This window comes from Furfurilactobacillus sp. WILCCON 0119 (assembly GCF_053471565.1).
On record NZ_JBPCCV010000003.1, the window covers coordinates 312327 to 328787 of the forward strand.

The 16461-nt window shown below is 46.4% G+C and carries 12 protein-coding genes; 4 read left to right on the plus strand and 8 right to left on the minus strand.

What is annotated here, in order from left to right; all coding sequences use genetic code 11:
* Positions 1-223 precede the first annotated feature (223 nt).
* The 3 genes from ACRYI5_RS06980 to ACRYI5_RS06990 all read right to left on the minus strand — a co-directional run bounded on the left by ACRYI5_RS06980 (position 224) and on the right by ACRYI5_RS06990 (position 5738).
* Positions 224-1567: an FAD-dependent oxidoreductase gene (locus tag ACRYI5_RS06980; RefSeq protein WP_448224767.1), complete on the minus strand. Its 1344-nt coding sequence runs from the start codon at positions 1565-1567 to the stop codon at positions 224-226.
* 339 nt (positions 1568-1906) lie between these two features.
* Positions 1907-5191 (minus strand): MMPL family transporter, encoded by a 3285-nt coding sequence (locus ACRYI5_RS06985; protein WP_448224768.1) that lies wholly within the window; start codon positions 5189-5191, stop codon positions 1907-1909.
* A 10-nt stretch (positions 5192-5201) separates the two neighbouring features.
* Positions 5202-5738, minus strand: a complete 537-nt coding sequence (locus ACRYI5_RS06990) for an RrF2 family transcriptional regulator (protein WP_448224769.1) — start codon at positions 5736-5738, stop codon at positions 5202-5204.
* Positions 5739-5934: 196 nt separating this feature from the next.
* Here ACRYI5_RS06990 and glpK point away from each other — a divergent pair, with 196 nt between their 5' ends.
* On the plus strand, positions 5935-7437 hold the full coding sequence (glpK, locus tag ACRYI5_RS06995; protein ID WP_448224770.1) for a glycerol kinase GlpK: 1503 nt from the start codon (positions 5935-5937) through the stop codon (positions 7435-7437).
* Between the two features lie 299 nt (positions 7438-7736).
* Entirely contained in the window at positions 7737-9218 is a 1482-nt protein-coding gene (zwf, locus tag ACRYI5_RS07000) for a glucose-6-phosphate dehydrogenase (RefSeq protein WP_448224771.1), read from the plus strand.
* Positions 9219-9290: 72 nt separating this feature from the next.
* On the opposite strand, the gene ACRYI5_RS07005 is transcribed toward zwf, so the two are convergent.
* Together ACRYI5_RS07005 and ACRYI5_RS07010 are read right to left on the minus strand one after the other, a co-directional pair.
* Positions 9291-9515 carry a hypothetical protein gene (locus tag ACRYI5_RS07005; protein ID WP_448224772.1) on the minus strand — a complete coding sequence of 75 codons (225 nt, stop codon included), beginning with the start codon at positions 9513-9515 and terminating at the stop codon, positions 9291-9293.
* A 239-nt stretch (positions 9516-9754) separates the two neighbouring features.
* Positions 9755-10735: a choloylglycine hydrolase family protein gene (locus ACRYI5_RS07010; protein ID WP_407880259.1), complete on the minus strand. Its 981-nt coding sequence runs from the start codon at positions 10733-10735 to the stop codon at positions 9755-9757.
* 234 nt (positions 10736-10969) lie between these two features.
* Between ACRYI5_RS07010 and ACRYI5_RS07015 the strand changes: the two genes are divergently transcribed.
* Positions 10970-11395: a GtrA family protein gene (locus ACRYI5_RS07015; RefSeq protein ID WP_448224773.1), complete on the plus strand. Its 426-nt coding sequence runs from the start codon at positions 10970-10972 to the stop codon at positions 11393-11395.
* On the opposite strand, the gene ACRYI5_RS07020 is transcribed toward ACRYI5_RS07015, so the two are convergent.
* Positions 11392-11838 carry a MarR family winged helix-turn-helix transcriptional regulator gene (locus ACRYI5_RS07020; protein WP_407880262.1) on the minus strand — a complete coding sequence of 149 codons (447 nt, stop codon included), beginning with the start codon at positions 11836-11838 and terminating at the stop codon, positions 11392-11394. The genes ACRYI5_RS07015 and ACRYI5_RS07020 overlap by 4 nt on opposite strands.
* Before the next feature lie 347 nt (positions 11839-12185).
* Positions 12186-13364: a thiolase family protein gene (locus tag ACRYI5_RS07025; RefSeq protein ID WP_448224774.1), complete on the minus strand. Its 1179-nt coding sequence runs from the start codon at positions 13362-13364 to the stop codon at positions 12186-12188.
* Positions 13365-13691: 327 nt separating this feature from the next.
* On the opposite strand from ACRYI5_RS07025, the gene gndA reads away from it, so the two are divergent.
* Positions 13692-15134: an NADP-dependent phosphogluconate dehydrogenase gene (gene gndA / locus ACRYI5_RS07030; RefSeq protein ID WP_407880265.1), complete on the plus strand. Its 1443-nt coding sequence runs from the start codon at positions 13692-13694 to the stop codon at positions 15132-15134.
* A gap of 138 nt (positions 15135-15272) precedes the next feature.
* On the opposite strand, the gene ACRYI5_RS07035 is transcribed toward gndA, so the two are convergent.
* The gene (locus tag ACRYI5_RS07035) at positions 15273-16448 is read right to left on the minus strand and encodes an NADH-dependent flavin oxidoreductase (RefSeq protein WP_448224775.1); all 1176 of its coding nucleotides are present in this window, start codon (positions 16446-16448) and stop codon (positions 15273-15275) included.
* Between the last annotated feature and the right edge of the window lie 13 nt (positions 16449-16461).

The following is a 16461-nucleotide window of genomic DNA, read 5'->3' on the forward strand; positions in this document are numbered from 1 at the left end:
TACGAAAACATCGTACCATATCTCTAAAACCAATTGGCAGCTTAAATGGTGCTTGCACGTTAAACAAACCGCCCAATAATCCGGGCATCAAAAAATGATTGCTAAGCCAATCCAAGCTCAGCAATCATTTTGAGTTAACGAAGATCTTTAAAAAAGCAAACCAACTATGCAATCATTCTGCTTAATCAACGGTTCAGTTTTTAAAAGTCAGTAATCGAGTTACCTATTTAGCGTTGGCCTTCGCAACGGCTGCCATCGCAACCCCGCTAACCCAGTGAACAGGTTGGTCGTAGTTTGGTTGGAAGAACATGTCAACCATGGATAACGTTTCAATTGTCATCCCAGTTTGAATGGCCATTGAAATAACGTTAGCTGATTGTGACACATCATGGTTACTGTAGAAAGAACCACCAAGGATCTTGTGCGTTTCAGGATCCCACGTCAACGTACAAAGCACTGGCGTTGTGGTCAACATAAAGTCTGGCCGGTAATCTTGTTCGAAGTCAACTGAGTCCACTTCCACGCCGCGTGCTTTGGCACCTTCAACCGTTAACCCTGAGGCAGCGATCGTTTGACCAAACAGTTCCACAGCTGATGTGGATTGCGTCCCGATGTACTTAACGGTTGGTTTGTCGATGTTATGACCCACTAAGATCCCTTGACGAACGGCATTAGTTGCCAACGGAATGTAGTCATCCTTGTGCGTTGGGTTGTAATGAACAGTTGCTGAGTCCCCAGCAGCAAAGATGTCAGGGTTACTTGTTGACCGCATGTAGTCGTCGGTTGTGATGGCACCGTTAGGCAACATGTCAACCTTGCCCTTCATCAAATCAGTGCTTGGTTTGAATCCAGTACATAAAACAGCCATGTCAGCGGTGTAACTGCCGGCATCAGTGGTGACAGTAACTTGGTCGTCACCAGTAAAACTAGTTACCATTTGACCCAGGGCCAACTTCACACCGTGATCAGTAAACTGTTTTTCAACCCGGTCAGTAATTTCTTTATCAAAATTCTTGGCTAACACACGTGAGAAGCCGTCAATCAACGTAACGTCCTTGCCGGCTAAAGCGTATTGTTCAGCCATTTCGGCACCAATGTACCCTGAGCCAATGACAACAACACTCTTAATTTTATCAACAGCATTCTTCAATTGTTGAGCGTGTGTCCAGTTCTTACATAGATAAACGTTCTTGTTATCGATTCCATCGATTGGTGGGATAACGGGCGATGATCCAGTTGTAACAACCAGCTTGTCATAACTTTCCGTTGTAATGTCACCAGACTTCAAGTCCTTGACCGTTACCGTCTTGTTGGCTGTATCAACGTCTGTCACGTCGTGTTCCATCTGCATGTTGGCACCCAACTGTGCTAATGCGTCAGGGTTTGAGTAGAACATCTTGTCAGCATCTGACACATGACCACCAACCCATAAGGCGATCCCACATGATAGGAATGATAAATTATCGTGACGTTCGTAAACCGTCACATCATAATCCGGGTGCTCCGTTAAAATTTGTTGCGTGGCAAAAGTCCCCGCATGCGTAGCTCCAATAACGATAACTTTCATGAAAAGTTTCCTCCAGTGGCACTAAATTTAATTTCAGTTGTAAACAATTTTAATTCTATCCCCTTTAATTTTGTTGTCAACGCTTACACTTGCTACTCCTCACTGCTTCACAAGCGATGACCCCCGTCACTAAAGCACCTTAACAACACTTTGTGAAATTATTACATTTTGACGAGAATTAACACCACTAAACCATTGTCATATCAACGGTTCAGTTATCACTAGATAATTCACAATCTAGTAGATATTTTTGTAAAATAACCATTAATATCGTAAAGCTTATTTTTCAAAAAAAACGTTGCCGGTTAAGGATCACTAACCGGCAACGTTTTTCGTCAACTAATTATTTTGTTTGCTCCGTGTTGCCTGTGCGTTTTCGTCGTTAATTCGTGACTGTGGGGTTGGATACGTGATCTTCATAACTGCTGGCATAATGATTGGAATCAAAATGATCAACAGAATAATCCCGACGATCACAACCAACGCAACCTGAATCAACGTCATGACACCTGACGGAATCAACGCGGCAAACGTCCCGCTCAGGATGATTCCGGCAGAGATAACCACCGTTCCGATGATCGTTGTTGCCTTCAACATTCTTGCATCCGTCGAGGTCGGCTCATGCAGGAACTCACGGTACTTCGCCATCAGGAAGATCGAGTAATCGACCCCGAGAGAGATCAGCATTACAAAGGCAAAGAACGGCGTGTTCCATGTCAGCATGCTTTGTCCCAGGAACGTCTTAACCAACCAGTACACGATGTTTGTTGCACTGCTGTAAGCGATCAAGAGTGTGGCCTCAATCGCAATTGGTTGAACCAGTGACCGCGTAACGACCATCAAAGCAATGAAAATTCCGGCTAACATGATGATGGCCGTCCGGCTAAAGTCACTCGATGCCATTTCATTCGTGTCATTTGTCTGCGACGTCGTGCCACCAAAGGCGACCTCAGCGTCGTTTAAGCTGGTTCCCTTTAACGCACCCTTAACGATTGCTTCAAGCCGTGGCAAGCGGTTCATGGCTGCCTGTGAGCTTGGGTCATCATCAAGGATCACGGTAATTTTCGTAATCTTCTTACTTGGCGAGAAGTACGTCTTCATGACTGGTGCAAACGTCTTGCTCGTCAATTGTTCCTTAGGAATGTAGTACGTCTTTGCTGCACTTGAGTCCTTTAATCCGCCCAGATAACTGTTGACCGATTTTGACCCAGCAGAAATTGTCCCAAGGCCCGTTGTTGCGCTTCCTAATCCATTCGATAGCGTTTGGGTTTCGTTGCCAAGTTCGCTCAGTTTCGACGCCATTTGAACGTTGCCGCTTGCCACTTGGTTGGCACCGCTAGTTAACGTCCCGGTACTTCCGTTGATTGTTCCCATGGCGCTTGCCAATTGTGCCGTGCTGCTTGTTAGCTGCGTCAACCCACCGCTCAGCTGTGAAATGGCGGTCGCAGATGCTGGCAGTATCTGGTTTGAGGCCGTATTCAACTGGCTGATTGCTTGTTGTAACTGACTTGTTGATGCTTGTAACGTTTGCAATTGGGTCGCAACGCTCTGGTCGTTACTCCCAATCGTTTGTGCATCAGAACCAATTTGGCTTAGCGAATCACTCACCTGCTTTTGTAAACTGGCGGTTGAGCTACTCTGCTGTTGCAGTGCGCCGTTAATAACTGCCGTAACGGTGGCCTGTTGTTCAGACGTTAAGTTTGCCCCGTTCCCCTGCATCTGCGCCACTAACTGACTTGCATCCACAGACGGCATCGTCATGCTACTCAGTGCCGTTTGAACAGACTTTAATTGCGTCCCGATGTCCTTTGTTGAATCACCAATTGTCGTTAATGATCCCTGAATGCCACTTGTGGATCCCGTTGACGCTGCACTCACCTGCTGATTCAGGCTGCTGATGGCTGCGTTCAACTGTGGCAAGGCCGTTTCCAACTGTTGCAGTTGGGCTTGTTGGCTCCCACCGGTACTAGATTGAAGCTGTGAATTCAATTCGTTAACACCGGTAGTAACCTGACTAATTCCACTACTCAAAGCGGCTGTTCCGCTAGCAACCTGTTGTGAGCCGGTTGCCAATTCTTGTGCTGAGGAAACACCACCGCTAATGTTGGCGCCGTCCAATTGTTGTTTGGCGCTGGTTAACCCACTGTTGATTTGGTTGATTCCTTGTTGAGACTTTGTTAAGCCGCCGGTGACAGTTGCCATCTGGTTGCGAACATACAGCGCCTTAATCTCTGATCCACCAGGTTGACTCGCGGAGAGCACCGTCTTAACACCGGTGGTCTTTTTCAGTTGACCTGTGACCCGATCCACGATTTGTAATGATTCTTCGTTATTCAGTTTGTGCTTGCTACTGATGTAAATGGTTGTCGGTTCAGCTGTTCCCTTTGAGAAGTGCTTTTGAACTAATTTGAACCCTTCCTTAGCCGGAACGGTGTCACTAATTTCCACAGTATCATCATAATCAAGGACGCCGTGGCCAACAAACGCCAGTGGTAGCATCACAACGCCCATGATCACGAGTGACAAAATCGGCCGAATCATGGATGTACTTCCTAAGGTGTGCCACAACCGACTGTTCCCTTCGCCGCTAAACTTCTTAACTGGCCAGAACATCCGTGGGCCAAGAACCGTCATGAAAAATGGGTTCAACGTCAAGAGCACTGCTAACAGCACAACGACCCCAACCGCAATTCCAACGGCCGAGCGGTACAGTGAAAACCGGGCAAACGCCAGCACGGTCATCCCAATGAGGACAGAGACACCGGAATAAAGAACCGTTCGTCCACCAATTTTAATTGCGCTCTTGCTGGCGTCACGTGCTGATTTACCGTGCGCCATTTCCTCACGAAACTGGTTATACAACAAGATGTTGTAATCCGTTCCGATCCCAAACAGCACGATAATGATGAACACTTGGGTGAAGTTAGAAAACGGAAAGCCAAAGTGCTTAACCAGGTTCGTTACAACACTGATTGAAACCAGTCCAGAAACACCCACCGTAAACAATGAAATCAATGGTGTGATGGGTGACCGGAACACTAGCAATAAGACGAAAAAGATGAACACAGCCGCAATCACTTCGGTCTTCTGAACCCCTTTTTGTGTGGCGTCAGAAAAGTCCTGGTTTAAAATGTCGGACCCAGTGATGTACGTCTTCACACCGCTTGTCTTAACCGCCTTCGTCAGCTCACTCCGAATCTTTGTCCGGCTGTGTACTGTGCTCAGCTTGACGTTCATTTGAACAAGTTGCGTGGTTTTATCTTTGGCAACCAACTGCGACTTTGCCGTTGAGCTGTCCTGCGCCGTGGTAATGGCCTTAATTTGATATTTATTTTTATCCTGTTTGAGCTTCGTAATGGTTTTATCAATGGCTTTGTTTTGGCTTGCCGTCAATTTGTGGTCCCCATTACTAAACACCGCAACGACCGCAGTCGTATTCTTTTGTGAGCTCCCCCACTTATCCTGAAGCTTTGTTGCCCGCTGACTTTGGTAACTACTTGGAATCGTAATTTGACCCTTTTCCGCCACCAGTTTATTTGTATCCGGCGTCAACAGAATGGCCGCAACTAAAACCACTAGCCACCCCACAAGACGCCACACATGATTTCTTCTCATCCAACTCATTAGCGCTGCCTCAATTCTCTTCGTTTGCCTTTGACGTTAGCCATGGCGTCCAATCGATCGTAATCCGTTTGCCATCACGGTGCGGACACAACGATTCTAAATAAAAGTTGGCCAGTTCATGACGAAACTGCTGTTCTGCACGATCAAAAACGGCAAGCGCTTTATCCTTAACGTCCCCCAGCGGCCGGCTTGTATCCAATTTGCCAATGTGATAAACCGCCTCAAACGATGGATCATCTGAAATCCGAAAAACATGATCCGCTAACCCTGAGGTCATTCCAAACGGCTCCGTTCCTTCGATTGCGTCAAAAACATCCAGCATGCTAATTTGATCTGGTTCCCGGTTTAAAACGACCCCACCGGCCTTCCCCGAAACAGATCGAACCAACCCGGCTTTTGCCAACCGTTGAACGATTTTCTTGGTATACGAATCAGATAGTTCCAACCGTTGTGAAATCAACGTGCTTTGTAACGGAACCGCCTGTTTTTGAATTGCAAGTAACATCAAAATACAGATTCCCTGTTCCAAACTCGCCTTAACTTTCATGTGCCCTCCTAACCACGACATTCAATATCCATCACTAAACAGGATACATGATATCCCGTTATAAAATTAAATCAACCTTAACGCCACTTTTCTCATTTGTTGTTCATCGGGTTATTCGCTATACTGTCAACAATGTAAACTGTCAATCAGGTAACTGCCTTCACCCCGGGGCAAGTCAAGCAAAGCGAGGCACACCATGGCATTCATTACTGAACATTACATCCTGGCCGTTGATCAAGGGACAACCGCGTCACGAGCAATTATCATCAATCAACACGGTCGCCGGGTAACAGCTGCGTCACAACCACTCCCACAAATCAACCGGCACCCCGGTTGGGTGGAACATGACCCAAACTTACTCTGGAATTCCGTTCAATCAGCCATTTCCACCGTTTTGATCAATACCGGAATTCACCCTGACCAAATTGCCGGCGTCGGCATCGTCACGCAACGTGAAACCACCATCATCTGGGACAAAACGACCGGCGAACCAATTGCGCCCGCCATCGGTTGGCAATCACAGCAAGTAGATGAGCGCACACCACAATTGATTAAGGACGGTTATAACGATCTCATCCACAAAAAAACCGGTTTGTTCATCAATCCATACTTTTCTGCCGCAAAAATCCGTTGGCTCCTCGACCATGTTCCTGGTGCCCAAGCGCGGGCGGAACGGGGCGAATTGTGCTTTGGGACCGTTGATTCATGGCTTGCCTGGAAACTTTCGGGTGCGGCGCTTCACGTTACCGATTACTCGAATGCAAGCCGAACCATGCTGTTTAACATCCACACGCTTGACTGGGATGATGAAATTCTTCACCTCATGAACATTCCCCGTGCCCTTTTGCCAACGGTGAAATCATCGGCCGAAGTTTACGGGCACACACAAAACTACCAATTTTTCGGCGCCGAGGTTCCAATCGCAGCACTTGCAGGGGACCAACAGGCGGCCCTCTTTGGACAAATGGGGTTTGAAAAGGGGGTCGTCAAGAACACCTATGGCGCTGGTGCTTTCATCATCATGAATACGGGTACGACCCCGCTTATTTCCACCAACGGGTTGTTGACCACCATTGCTTATGGAGCCAACGGAACCGTTAAGTATGCCCTTGAAGGCTCCATTTTCGTCGCCGGGTCGGCCATTAGCTGGCTTCAAGACGAAATGCACATGATTCCTGATGAGCCCGCTGCTAAACGTGCGGCTCTGGCCTCAACAAATGACGATGAGGTATACCTTGTCCCCGCATTTTCTGGCCTTGGCGCGCCCTATTGGGATGATCAAGCGCGTGGTGCTGTTTACGGGATCACTCGGGGAACAACCCAAAATGACTTCGTGAAAGCCACGCTTCAGGCAATTGCTTACCAAACGCGCGACATCATCGAAACCATGAAGAAGGATACGCAGCTAACCATTCCGCAGTTAAACGCCGATGGTGCTTCATCGCGCAATACCTACCTCATGCAGTTCCAGGCCGACATTCTCAATATGAACGTCAACCGATCAGCTGATGAAGAAACAACTGCGCTTGGTGCCGCCTACCTCGCGGGTCTGGCGGTGGGCTTTTGGGATAATGTTGATGCACTAAAAGCCATTTATCAGCCCGGCAAAACATTTTCGCCCACAATGAGTGCCGAGCGGCGCCACCACCTCTATCACGGTTGGCAGATGGCCGTTAAGGCGACCGAGTTGTTCAAATAATGCTATTGTCGAAAAAATCATTAAGACACAAGAAAAATGCTGTGGAAAAAACTTTTCATAGCATTTTTTAATCGTGAAAAAAAGTTCACAAGTTTTTTTATTTGACGGCGACAATGCTAATCGTTGGTCTGATACGTTTTCATCACTCATCACACCCCTCATTTGAATGAAAACGGTTGCGCAAAGCGGGTGCATAGCGCAAAATTATGTTATATAATGAACCACGGCAATAATAGAAAGCGGTTACGCTTCCTATCACTGCGTCAACTTACATTAAAGGCATTTAAGGAGTGAAAGACGTGGCAACAGAATACAGCTCATTGTTTACCTTCTTTGGCGGTACTGGTGACCTGGCCAAGCGTAAACTATACCCATCATTATTTAAACTTTATGTCCGTGGAAACTTAGGCGAACACTTCGCCGTTGTTGGAACGGCCCGTGACACGTGGTCAGACGAAAAGTTCCGCGAAATTGTCACGCAATCCATTCGTGATGACCAACCAGATGCAGATATGCACGCGGCTGAAGTCTTTACATCACACTTCTACTACTTGGCACACGATGTGACTGATAAGGCCCATTATGCTGTCATGAAGGACTTGCTTGAAAAATTAGATAAACAATATAGTATTGGTGGCGACCGGATTTTCTACCTGTCCATGGCCCCACGTTTCTTCGGTGAAGTTGCCCTGAACCTGAAGTCAGAAGGCCTATTATCTAACGATGGCTCAAACCGTCTGGTCATCGAAAAGCCATTCGGAACGGACTACAAGACCGCTGAAACATTAAACGACCAGCTTGCTGGTGCCTTTAGCGAAAACCAAATTTACCGGATCGACCACTACCTTGGTAAAGAAATGGTTCAAAACATCCAAGCACTTCGGTTTGGTAACACCTTGGTTGAATCACTATGGAACAACCGTTACATCGACAACATCCAGGTCACATTGAGTGAAAAGCTTGGTGTTGAAGACCGGGCCGGTTACTACGATACTGCTGGTGCCTTACGTGATATGGTTCAAAACCACATCATGCAAATCGTTTCTCAACTTGCCATGGAACAACCCGTTTCCTTCACGGATGCTGATGTTCGTGTCGAAAAGATCAAGGCATTACGTTCACTCCGGGTTTACAGCCCTGCCGAAGCCTCAAAGAACTTCATTCGTGGCCAATACGGTGCTAACGACACAGAACCTGCCTACCGTGACGAACCAAACGTACCAAAGGACTCCACAAACGACACGTTTGTTGCCGGGAAGTTACTCTTTGATAACTACCGGTGGTCCGGTGTGCCATTCTACGTGCGGACTGGGAAACGTTTAGCTGACAAGTTCACGCGGATCGACGTTGTCTTCAAGAAGCCATTGATCGACATTTTCGCCTTCCCACAAAACCGTGACAACACGTTGGCACCTAACGTGCTCACCATTTACGTTGAACCAAACTCAGGTTTCTCACTGCAAGTTAACGCCAAGACTGCTGGTCAAGGCTTTGCAACGGAACCAATCCACTTGGACTTCCAACAAGACGTTGCCCAAAAGGAAGAAACGCCAGAACCATACGAACGTTTGCTGCATGACACCTTGAAGGGTGACCAAACAAACTTCGCTTCATGGGATGAAGTTTCCTACGCTTGGAACTTCGTTGACGTTATTCAAAAGCTTTGGGATTCAGAAACCCCTAACTTCCCGAATTACGTTTCTGGTTCAATGGGCCCTGCTGCATCAGACGAACTGTTGCAACGTGATCACCGGTCATGGATCTACAAACTTAACCGGTAATCAAATTCAATCATGTTATAAAAAATGGCGCCTTTCTCCTAAACAGGAGAAAGGCGCCATTTTATTGATCATCTACTGAAGTTCGATAATTCGTTCTTCATTATTTAACATCGTGGCGAAAGTACCATCCGGACGTTTTGCTTCCACAAAATTACCGTTAAACGTCATGCTATCGACATCAAACTGAAAGTACCCACTTCCAAGTTCCATTGCGGTAATCACGTAATCGCCAAGTTGACGATCATGACGCATTTTGGGTTCCTTTGTAAGTGATGCACGTAATTTTTCTGCAGCCACTGTCTGGCCTCCTATGTTTAAAGTTATTCGTTAATCATTATTTAACTATGTTAAAAATAAAGTCAAACAACTAAAGTGGCCGTTAAGCCTCCGAATCGAGTGACTTTAGTTTAATCTGTAAATTAATTTTATGCAATAGAAGAATTACTTTTAATCGCAAAATTATCGTCACAATAATTAATGACTGTACACAAAAACGATGGCCGCTTTTTTTGCGCCCACCGCTTTCTATTTCATGCTTAATTTAACTTCACAACCTGTTGATCATTCACAAATGGATATTCAACTGGTTCTGTCTGTTGCAATAATTCATCAGACAATTCAATCTGGAACACGCTCTGGTTGTGATATGGAATAAAGTAATACTTCTTTGAAGTAACCCCCATAATCCCAATGTACTGCGTGTAATCAGGAACGCCTTCCTTGATGTTAACACCGCGAGGGATTTCTACGTTATGAAGAATGTGGGTAATCGCGTTCACACCAGCCATTTCACCGGTTGGTTGTTCGATGTTTTCCTTCAAAAAGGCGGTCCGAACAAACCGCTGTGGTGGCGTGTAACCACCTGGTAATTGAACGGTTCCTGTCCCCTGACCAAACGCATGGGCCGTTACACCCATAAACTGTTTGTTCCCGTAGGCTTCTGTCTGCAACGTGACGTAGTTGTTTAAGTTCTTAATGTGCCACTGAAGTTCAGGTGCATTTGTCATGACTTCAACCGGGTTGTCTTGTAACGTTAACTTTTCACCAGTTGGTTCGATAACGCAGCACCGACCACTAGCGTCTGTCACGATCCAGTGCAATGGTGGAACGACATTAATCAACGGCGTTTCAAAGTTAACCAACCGAATGGAATCTAATTCAGCTTGAACTTCTTCCAAGTTACGGCAGTTTCCGAGTAACACGGAAACGAGTTCATGAGGTGCCAGGTTCTTTTTGCTAGAATCTGGATTTTGGTATTGTGCCTCACGTGGAAAGTAGAGCGCAGCAACAGACAGACCAAATTCATTCAACCCATCTGCGAAAAAGTAGGTCCCTAACTGACGCCCAGTACCCAAAAAGGCATACTGGTTAACAAATTCGGCTTCCTTCGTTGCACTTTCCCACCGATAACCGCGGGGCAAGAAGACTGGACGGCCACCCAATTCAAAAGCGTAGTCCATTGTCCGTGCTAGGAAGTGTAATCCATCGGTTGTTTCAAAGGTCAGGCTTGTACACATGATTTATCCCTCTTTTGCATTTCGATTACCGCCAATTCTAAAAGTTATCTACCAAATAACTTCTCACAATCGCATTATTTTACAGTTTGTGTGAGAAAACGTTGTGAGCGCTTCACCTTCGCCAAACCCTTTAATAATTACAATTTCGCCAACCATCGAAAAACATGAGAACGTGAACCAAAGTTCGTCCCCTATTCTAAATTTAACCATTCAGATAAAGGAGCACTTTAGATCATGAACAATGAATCGTCCGAAGCACAGCGTTATGCCTTATGGGGAGCCGTTACCGTCACGTTCAACGTCCTCTTGTTCTATTTCTTAGATAAAAAGTTAGGCATTGAATACCAACTAGCCAACTTGATCGATTGGGTCGTGTCCGTTTTCTTTGCCTTCGTTGTTAATAAATACCTTGTCTTTAAAACACACGCAACCGGATGGTGGCCTGAGATTGGTTCATTCTACCTGACACGTGTCTTAACTTACGTCATCGAAGTCATTTTCTTGTGGCTCTTAATCTCACAACTAACGGTCAACGCCACGGTCAGCAAGTTGATTGCCCACGCCATCGCAATTGTCGTTAATTACTTTCTTAGTAAAGCACTCGTTTTTAAGACAGCCAGCAACCACATCGATCAACAGCAACCCATCAACAAAAACTAAGCAATTGCGTTATGGCTTTTATCGATAACCTTAGTTGCAAGTTCGAATTCTGAACGTAATTCGTCAAACGCAGCCGTTAAAGGCGCCTCATCCTCAATTTGGTTCGCAATTTCGTCCAGGCAGAGTTCCCCTGCTTCTGTCAGTAAGATGCGGTGAACCCGCCGGTCCTTCACGTCTGTTTCAATTTGAATCAGTTTGGCAGTTAATAACCGCTTAAGACGAATACTAAATAGCGCAGACGACACGTGAAGCTTGTGGGCTAACTGCTCATTACGCGCCCCTTCTGAAACTTCACCCAGTTCATCCAAAATCAGGTAATCCAAAACGTTTAAGTCGTGTTTTTGACAAATCCGGCCAACGTTTTTTTCTAAATCATCAATCTCACGGTGAACAAGGTCGACCTGACGTAAAATCGCTGTTGTCGTTAAATCTGTTTTAATCATTTATTTATCTCCTAAATAGTTTACAAGTTTCTGTCTTGTCCATATTTATACCATCTCTCTCACTCAGCACTTATCATAAATCCGTTCAAAGTGTGGGACTTTGAGAAACATTATTAACTAATTTCTGATTTAAATTTTTTATGACCTAATTGAACAACGATAAACGTTTTGCTAGAAAGGGCCTAATAACAGTAAACAGCGTCGTTTTGTTTAATATTTCACATTAAAATACATGTGATCAACCCACAAATTTCAAAAAGGCAGCACTTATGAATGACGCATTCATTCATAAGTGCTGCCTTTTAGTTAATAATCATAAAATCAGCTCAATTGAGCCCCAAAAATCCTTAGTCAACGTTGATTTGCAGTGCGATGCCCAGGCCACCACCGATACATAACCCGGCAACACCAACATGACGCTCCGCATGACGAAGTGCATAAATAAGGCCGGTCACAATGCGAACACCGGTTGCACCTAACGGATGACCGATCGCAATGGAACCGCCATTAGGATTCAGTTTTTCCGCTGGGATTCCTAACTCACGCGCAACGGCCACGCTTGGCGCTGCGAACGCTTCGTTTAGTTCGAAGAGGTCAATGTCATCAATGGCTGTTTTTGTTTTCGCCAGTAACCCGTGAACCGCACTAACCGGTGAATACCCCATGATTTGTGGATCAACCCCGACTTCTTGGTAGCCCGTGATGGTTGCAAGGATCGGAACCGCCAGTTCCTCTGCACGTTCCCGCCGCATCAGCACCATTGCCGCGGCACCATCGTTTAATGGCGCTGCGTTCCCGGCTGTAACCGTTCCGTGGTCTTCAAACGTCGGTGCTAGTTTGGCGAGCTTTTCAAGATCAGTATCTTCACGAATCGTTTCGTCGCGATCCACCACGCGTTGCCCATGCCGTTCAGTAACCGTGAGTGGCACCATTTCATCAGCAAATTGCCCGTCATCGCTAGCCTGTGCTGCCTTTTGGTGGGACGCTAATGCAAATGCATCCTGCTCTTCACGGGTCACGTGGTACATTGCGGCAACGTTTTCGGCGGTGACCCCCATTGGTTTATCGCTAAAGGCGTCCGTGAGGCCATCATGCTCCATGCTGTCGACAAACGTTGTATCACCAAACTTTGTTCCAAACCGCATGCCCTTCGCAAGGTATGGCGCATTGCTCATGCTTTCTGTCCCAACGACTAGAACACTGTCAGCATCGCCCATGGTAATGGCTGCCTGGCCTAAACGAATCGCCTTTAGTCCTGAACCACACACTTCGTTTATCGTCATCGCCGGACTGGTCTCCGGAACACCAGCCTTAATGCTAATTTGCCGACCAACATTTTGACCGCTTCCCGCCTGTAGCACGTTTCCGGCAATGGTCTGGTCAACAATCGCCGGCGCGATCCCTGCCCGTTCGATGGCCGCTTTAGCCGCTATTACACCCAAGTCAACCGCGCTAAAACTAGCTAAATGACCACCCATCTTACCAACCGGTGTTCGCACTGCACTAACGATTACAACCTCGTCCATGATGTTCCCTCTTTCTTCATGTTTTCAGTAACGTTCAGTCTACCTGATGTCTTCGACCCCGGCAATTGTTTTGATTGGTTAACTAACCATCGTTACAGACTTTTATCATTTAATGCGCGTCAATCATCCCTGTTTCTCTGTAAAGAAAATTTATTTCATTGGTTTACCCCAAAAGCGTGGCCTAGTAGTTGAAAAATTCGGGCACATCAACTACCATAATAGCTGTACTCGTGTCGCTTTTCACAATTATGGAACATTGTTGTTTTGACGGCATTTTGTCTAATTGACAACAATTTTCATGCTAATACAGAACAAGGAAGGTTTATCATGGCAGATCAAAAAGCACAAATTGGTGTTGTTGGTTTAGCAGTTATGGGGAAGAACTTGGCCCTGAACATCGAAAGCCGTGGCTACACTGTCGGCGTTTACAACCGTTCACGGTCTAAGACTGACGATATGATGAAGGATCACAGCGAAAAGAAGCTGGTTCCTAGTTATACTGTTGCAGACTTCGTTAACTCATTAGAAACACCTCGGCGGATTTTACTGATGGTTAAAGCTGGGATGCCAACTGACGCCGTTATTCAAGAACTCTTGCCTCTATTGGACAAGGGTGACGTTTTGATCGATGGTGGGAACACTAACTTCCACGACACCATGGCTCGGAATGCTGAACTGGACAAATCCGGGATCAACTTTATCGGGATGGGTGTCTCTGGTGGTGAATTAGGTGCCTTACAAGGACCTTCTTTGATGCCTGGTGGTCAAAAAGACGCCTATGACTTGGTTGCACCAATCCTCGAACAAATCTCTGCCAAAGCACCTCAAGATGGCACCCCTTGTGTCACTTACATCGGCCCTAACGGTGCTGGTCACTACGTTAAGATGGTTCATAACGGGATTGAATACGGTGATGAAGAACTGATCGACGAAAGTTACAACATCATGCGTAACGTCGCCGGAATCTCTGTTGACGAAATGGCTGACATTTTCAAGGAATGGAACAAGGGCGAATTGGACAGTTACTTAATCGAAATTACGGCCGACATTTTGAGCCGTAAGGATGACTTAGGTGACGACAAGAACTTACCAATCGTTGACGCCATCTTAGACCGTGGTAACAACAAGGGAACTGGTAAGTGGAGTTCAGAAGACGCTTTGAACATCCAAGTCCCACAATCCGTTATTACTGAATCCGTTTATGCACGTTACATTTCAATGATGAAGGACGAACGTGTTAAGGCTTCTAAGGCATTACCAGCCGCTGCAATGCAAGGTAAGGCTGAAATTGGTGACAAGACTGAATTCGTCGAAAAGATTCGTCAAGCCTTGTTCTTCAGTAAGTTGATGAGTTATGCCCAAGGATTCGAACAACTTCGCGTTGCTTCCGAAACCTACGACTGGGACTTACAATTCGGTCAGCTTGCACAGATCTGGCGTGCCGGATGTATCATCCGTGCTGGCTTCCTTCAAAACATCACGGATGCCTATGACAAGGATCCTAAGTTGACGAACTTATTGTTCGACGACTACTTCAAGGACATTGCCACTAAGTACCAACAATCTGTTCGTGACGTCGTTGCCATGGCCGTTCAAGCTGGGGTTCCAGTTCCTAGCTTCTCAGCAGCCATCACTTACTACGACAGCTTCCGTGCAGAAGTTCTGCCTGCTAACCTGTTACAAGCACAGCGTGACTACTTCGGGGCTCACACCTACGAACGTGTCGACCGTCCTGGTAACTTCCATTACAGCTGGTACGAAGAACAATAACAATAGACTCACTCTTAAAACGCTGTGGCCTACTGGTCGCAGCGTTTTTTCTGTGCCCAAACAAGCAGGACGTCAAAAAGCGTCACCAGAAAAAAATTCCGGTGACGCTTTTTGCATGACTTAAACCCATTATGGTCGTTAAAACTTTTCCCACGGCGCCGCTGCGTTAGCAAACGTTTCCTCGGGTGTCGCTTCCGTTGAGATCCCGGCAATTGGTTTAAAGACCGCATTCAGGAAGTCCCACAGAGGAGCAGGTACGTTTAAATCATCAATGTCATTCGGTGAAATGACATACCGAATGGTGTCCTCATCATCAGCAATGACTTTTTGAACCCACTTCGGTTCACGGATCAACTCACGACCAATTGCCGCAAAATCAACACCTGCGTCCATCACCTTTTCAGCGTCAGCGGGCGTTTCAATCCCACCAACACCAATCAGTGGCAACCGGTCACCAAGCACCTGCTTAATCTGCGGGAGGATCGGGGCTGTCGCTTCTTGATTATTCAACGATGTCCGCCACACGTTTCCCATTGAAACGTGTAAATAATCCAACGTTGAATCAGCTAATTTATCAACAAAAGTAAGGGTATCCGCCAACCGAATTCCTGGTGTCTCCACTTCTTCTGGACTAATCCGGTACCCGATAGTAAAGTCATCGGCCGCATATTGACCGGCTGCCTCACGAACCTGATCAATGACCGCAAGTGGAAACCGCATCCGGTTTTCAACACTTCCACCCCATTGATCCGTCCGCTGGTTGGAGTTTGGTGAAAAGAACTGTTGGATCAAATAGGTGTTGGCTCCGTGAATTTCGACCCCATCAAAGCCCGCTTGTGCTGCACGCCGAGCCGCTTCACCAAAGGCCTTAATTTCAGCCAGCACTTCAGCGCTCGTTAATTCGCGCGGTGTTTCTAAACCAGGTCGTTCAGCACGAATTGCAGAAGCACTAACCGGCTGTTCACCCTTCAAAATCTTTGACGAAGTCATCCGACCGGCATCAAAAATCTGAAGAATGGCTTTTGTCCCGTTAGATTTCATGACCTGGGCTAGCTTTGATAATCCCGGGATCATTCGATCGCTTGCAGCACTAAGGTTCCCCTCAAAGCCCTTTCCTAACGGTGTAACATTTGCGCAGGCAGTGATTTCCATTCCAACCCCGCCAGAACGCATGCCGTAATAATCAAGTTGATCCTTGGTAATTGCACCAGATTCATACGCACTCATTTCGGTCATGGGCGCCATCACGATCCGGTTTTTAATCACAACCCCATTAGCCAACGTTAGTGGTTGAAGAAATTTATAGTTTGTCATGTTTCCATCGTCT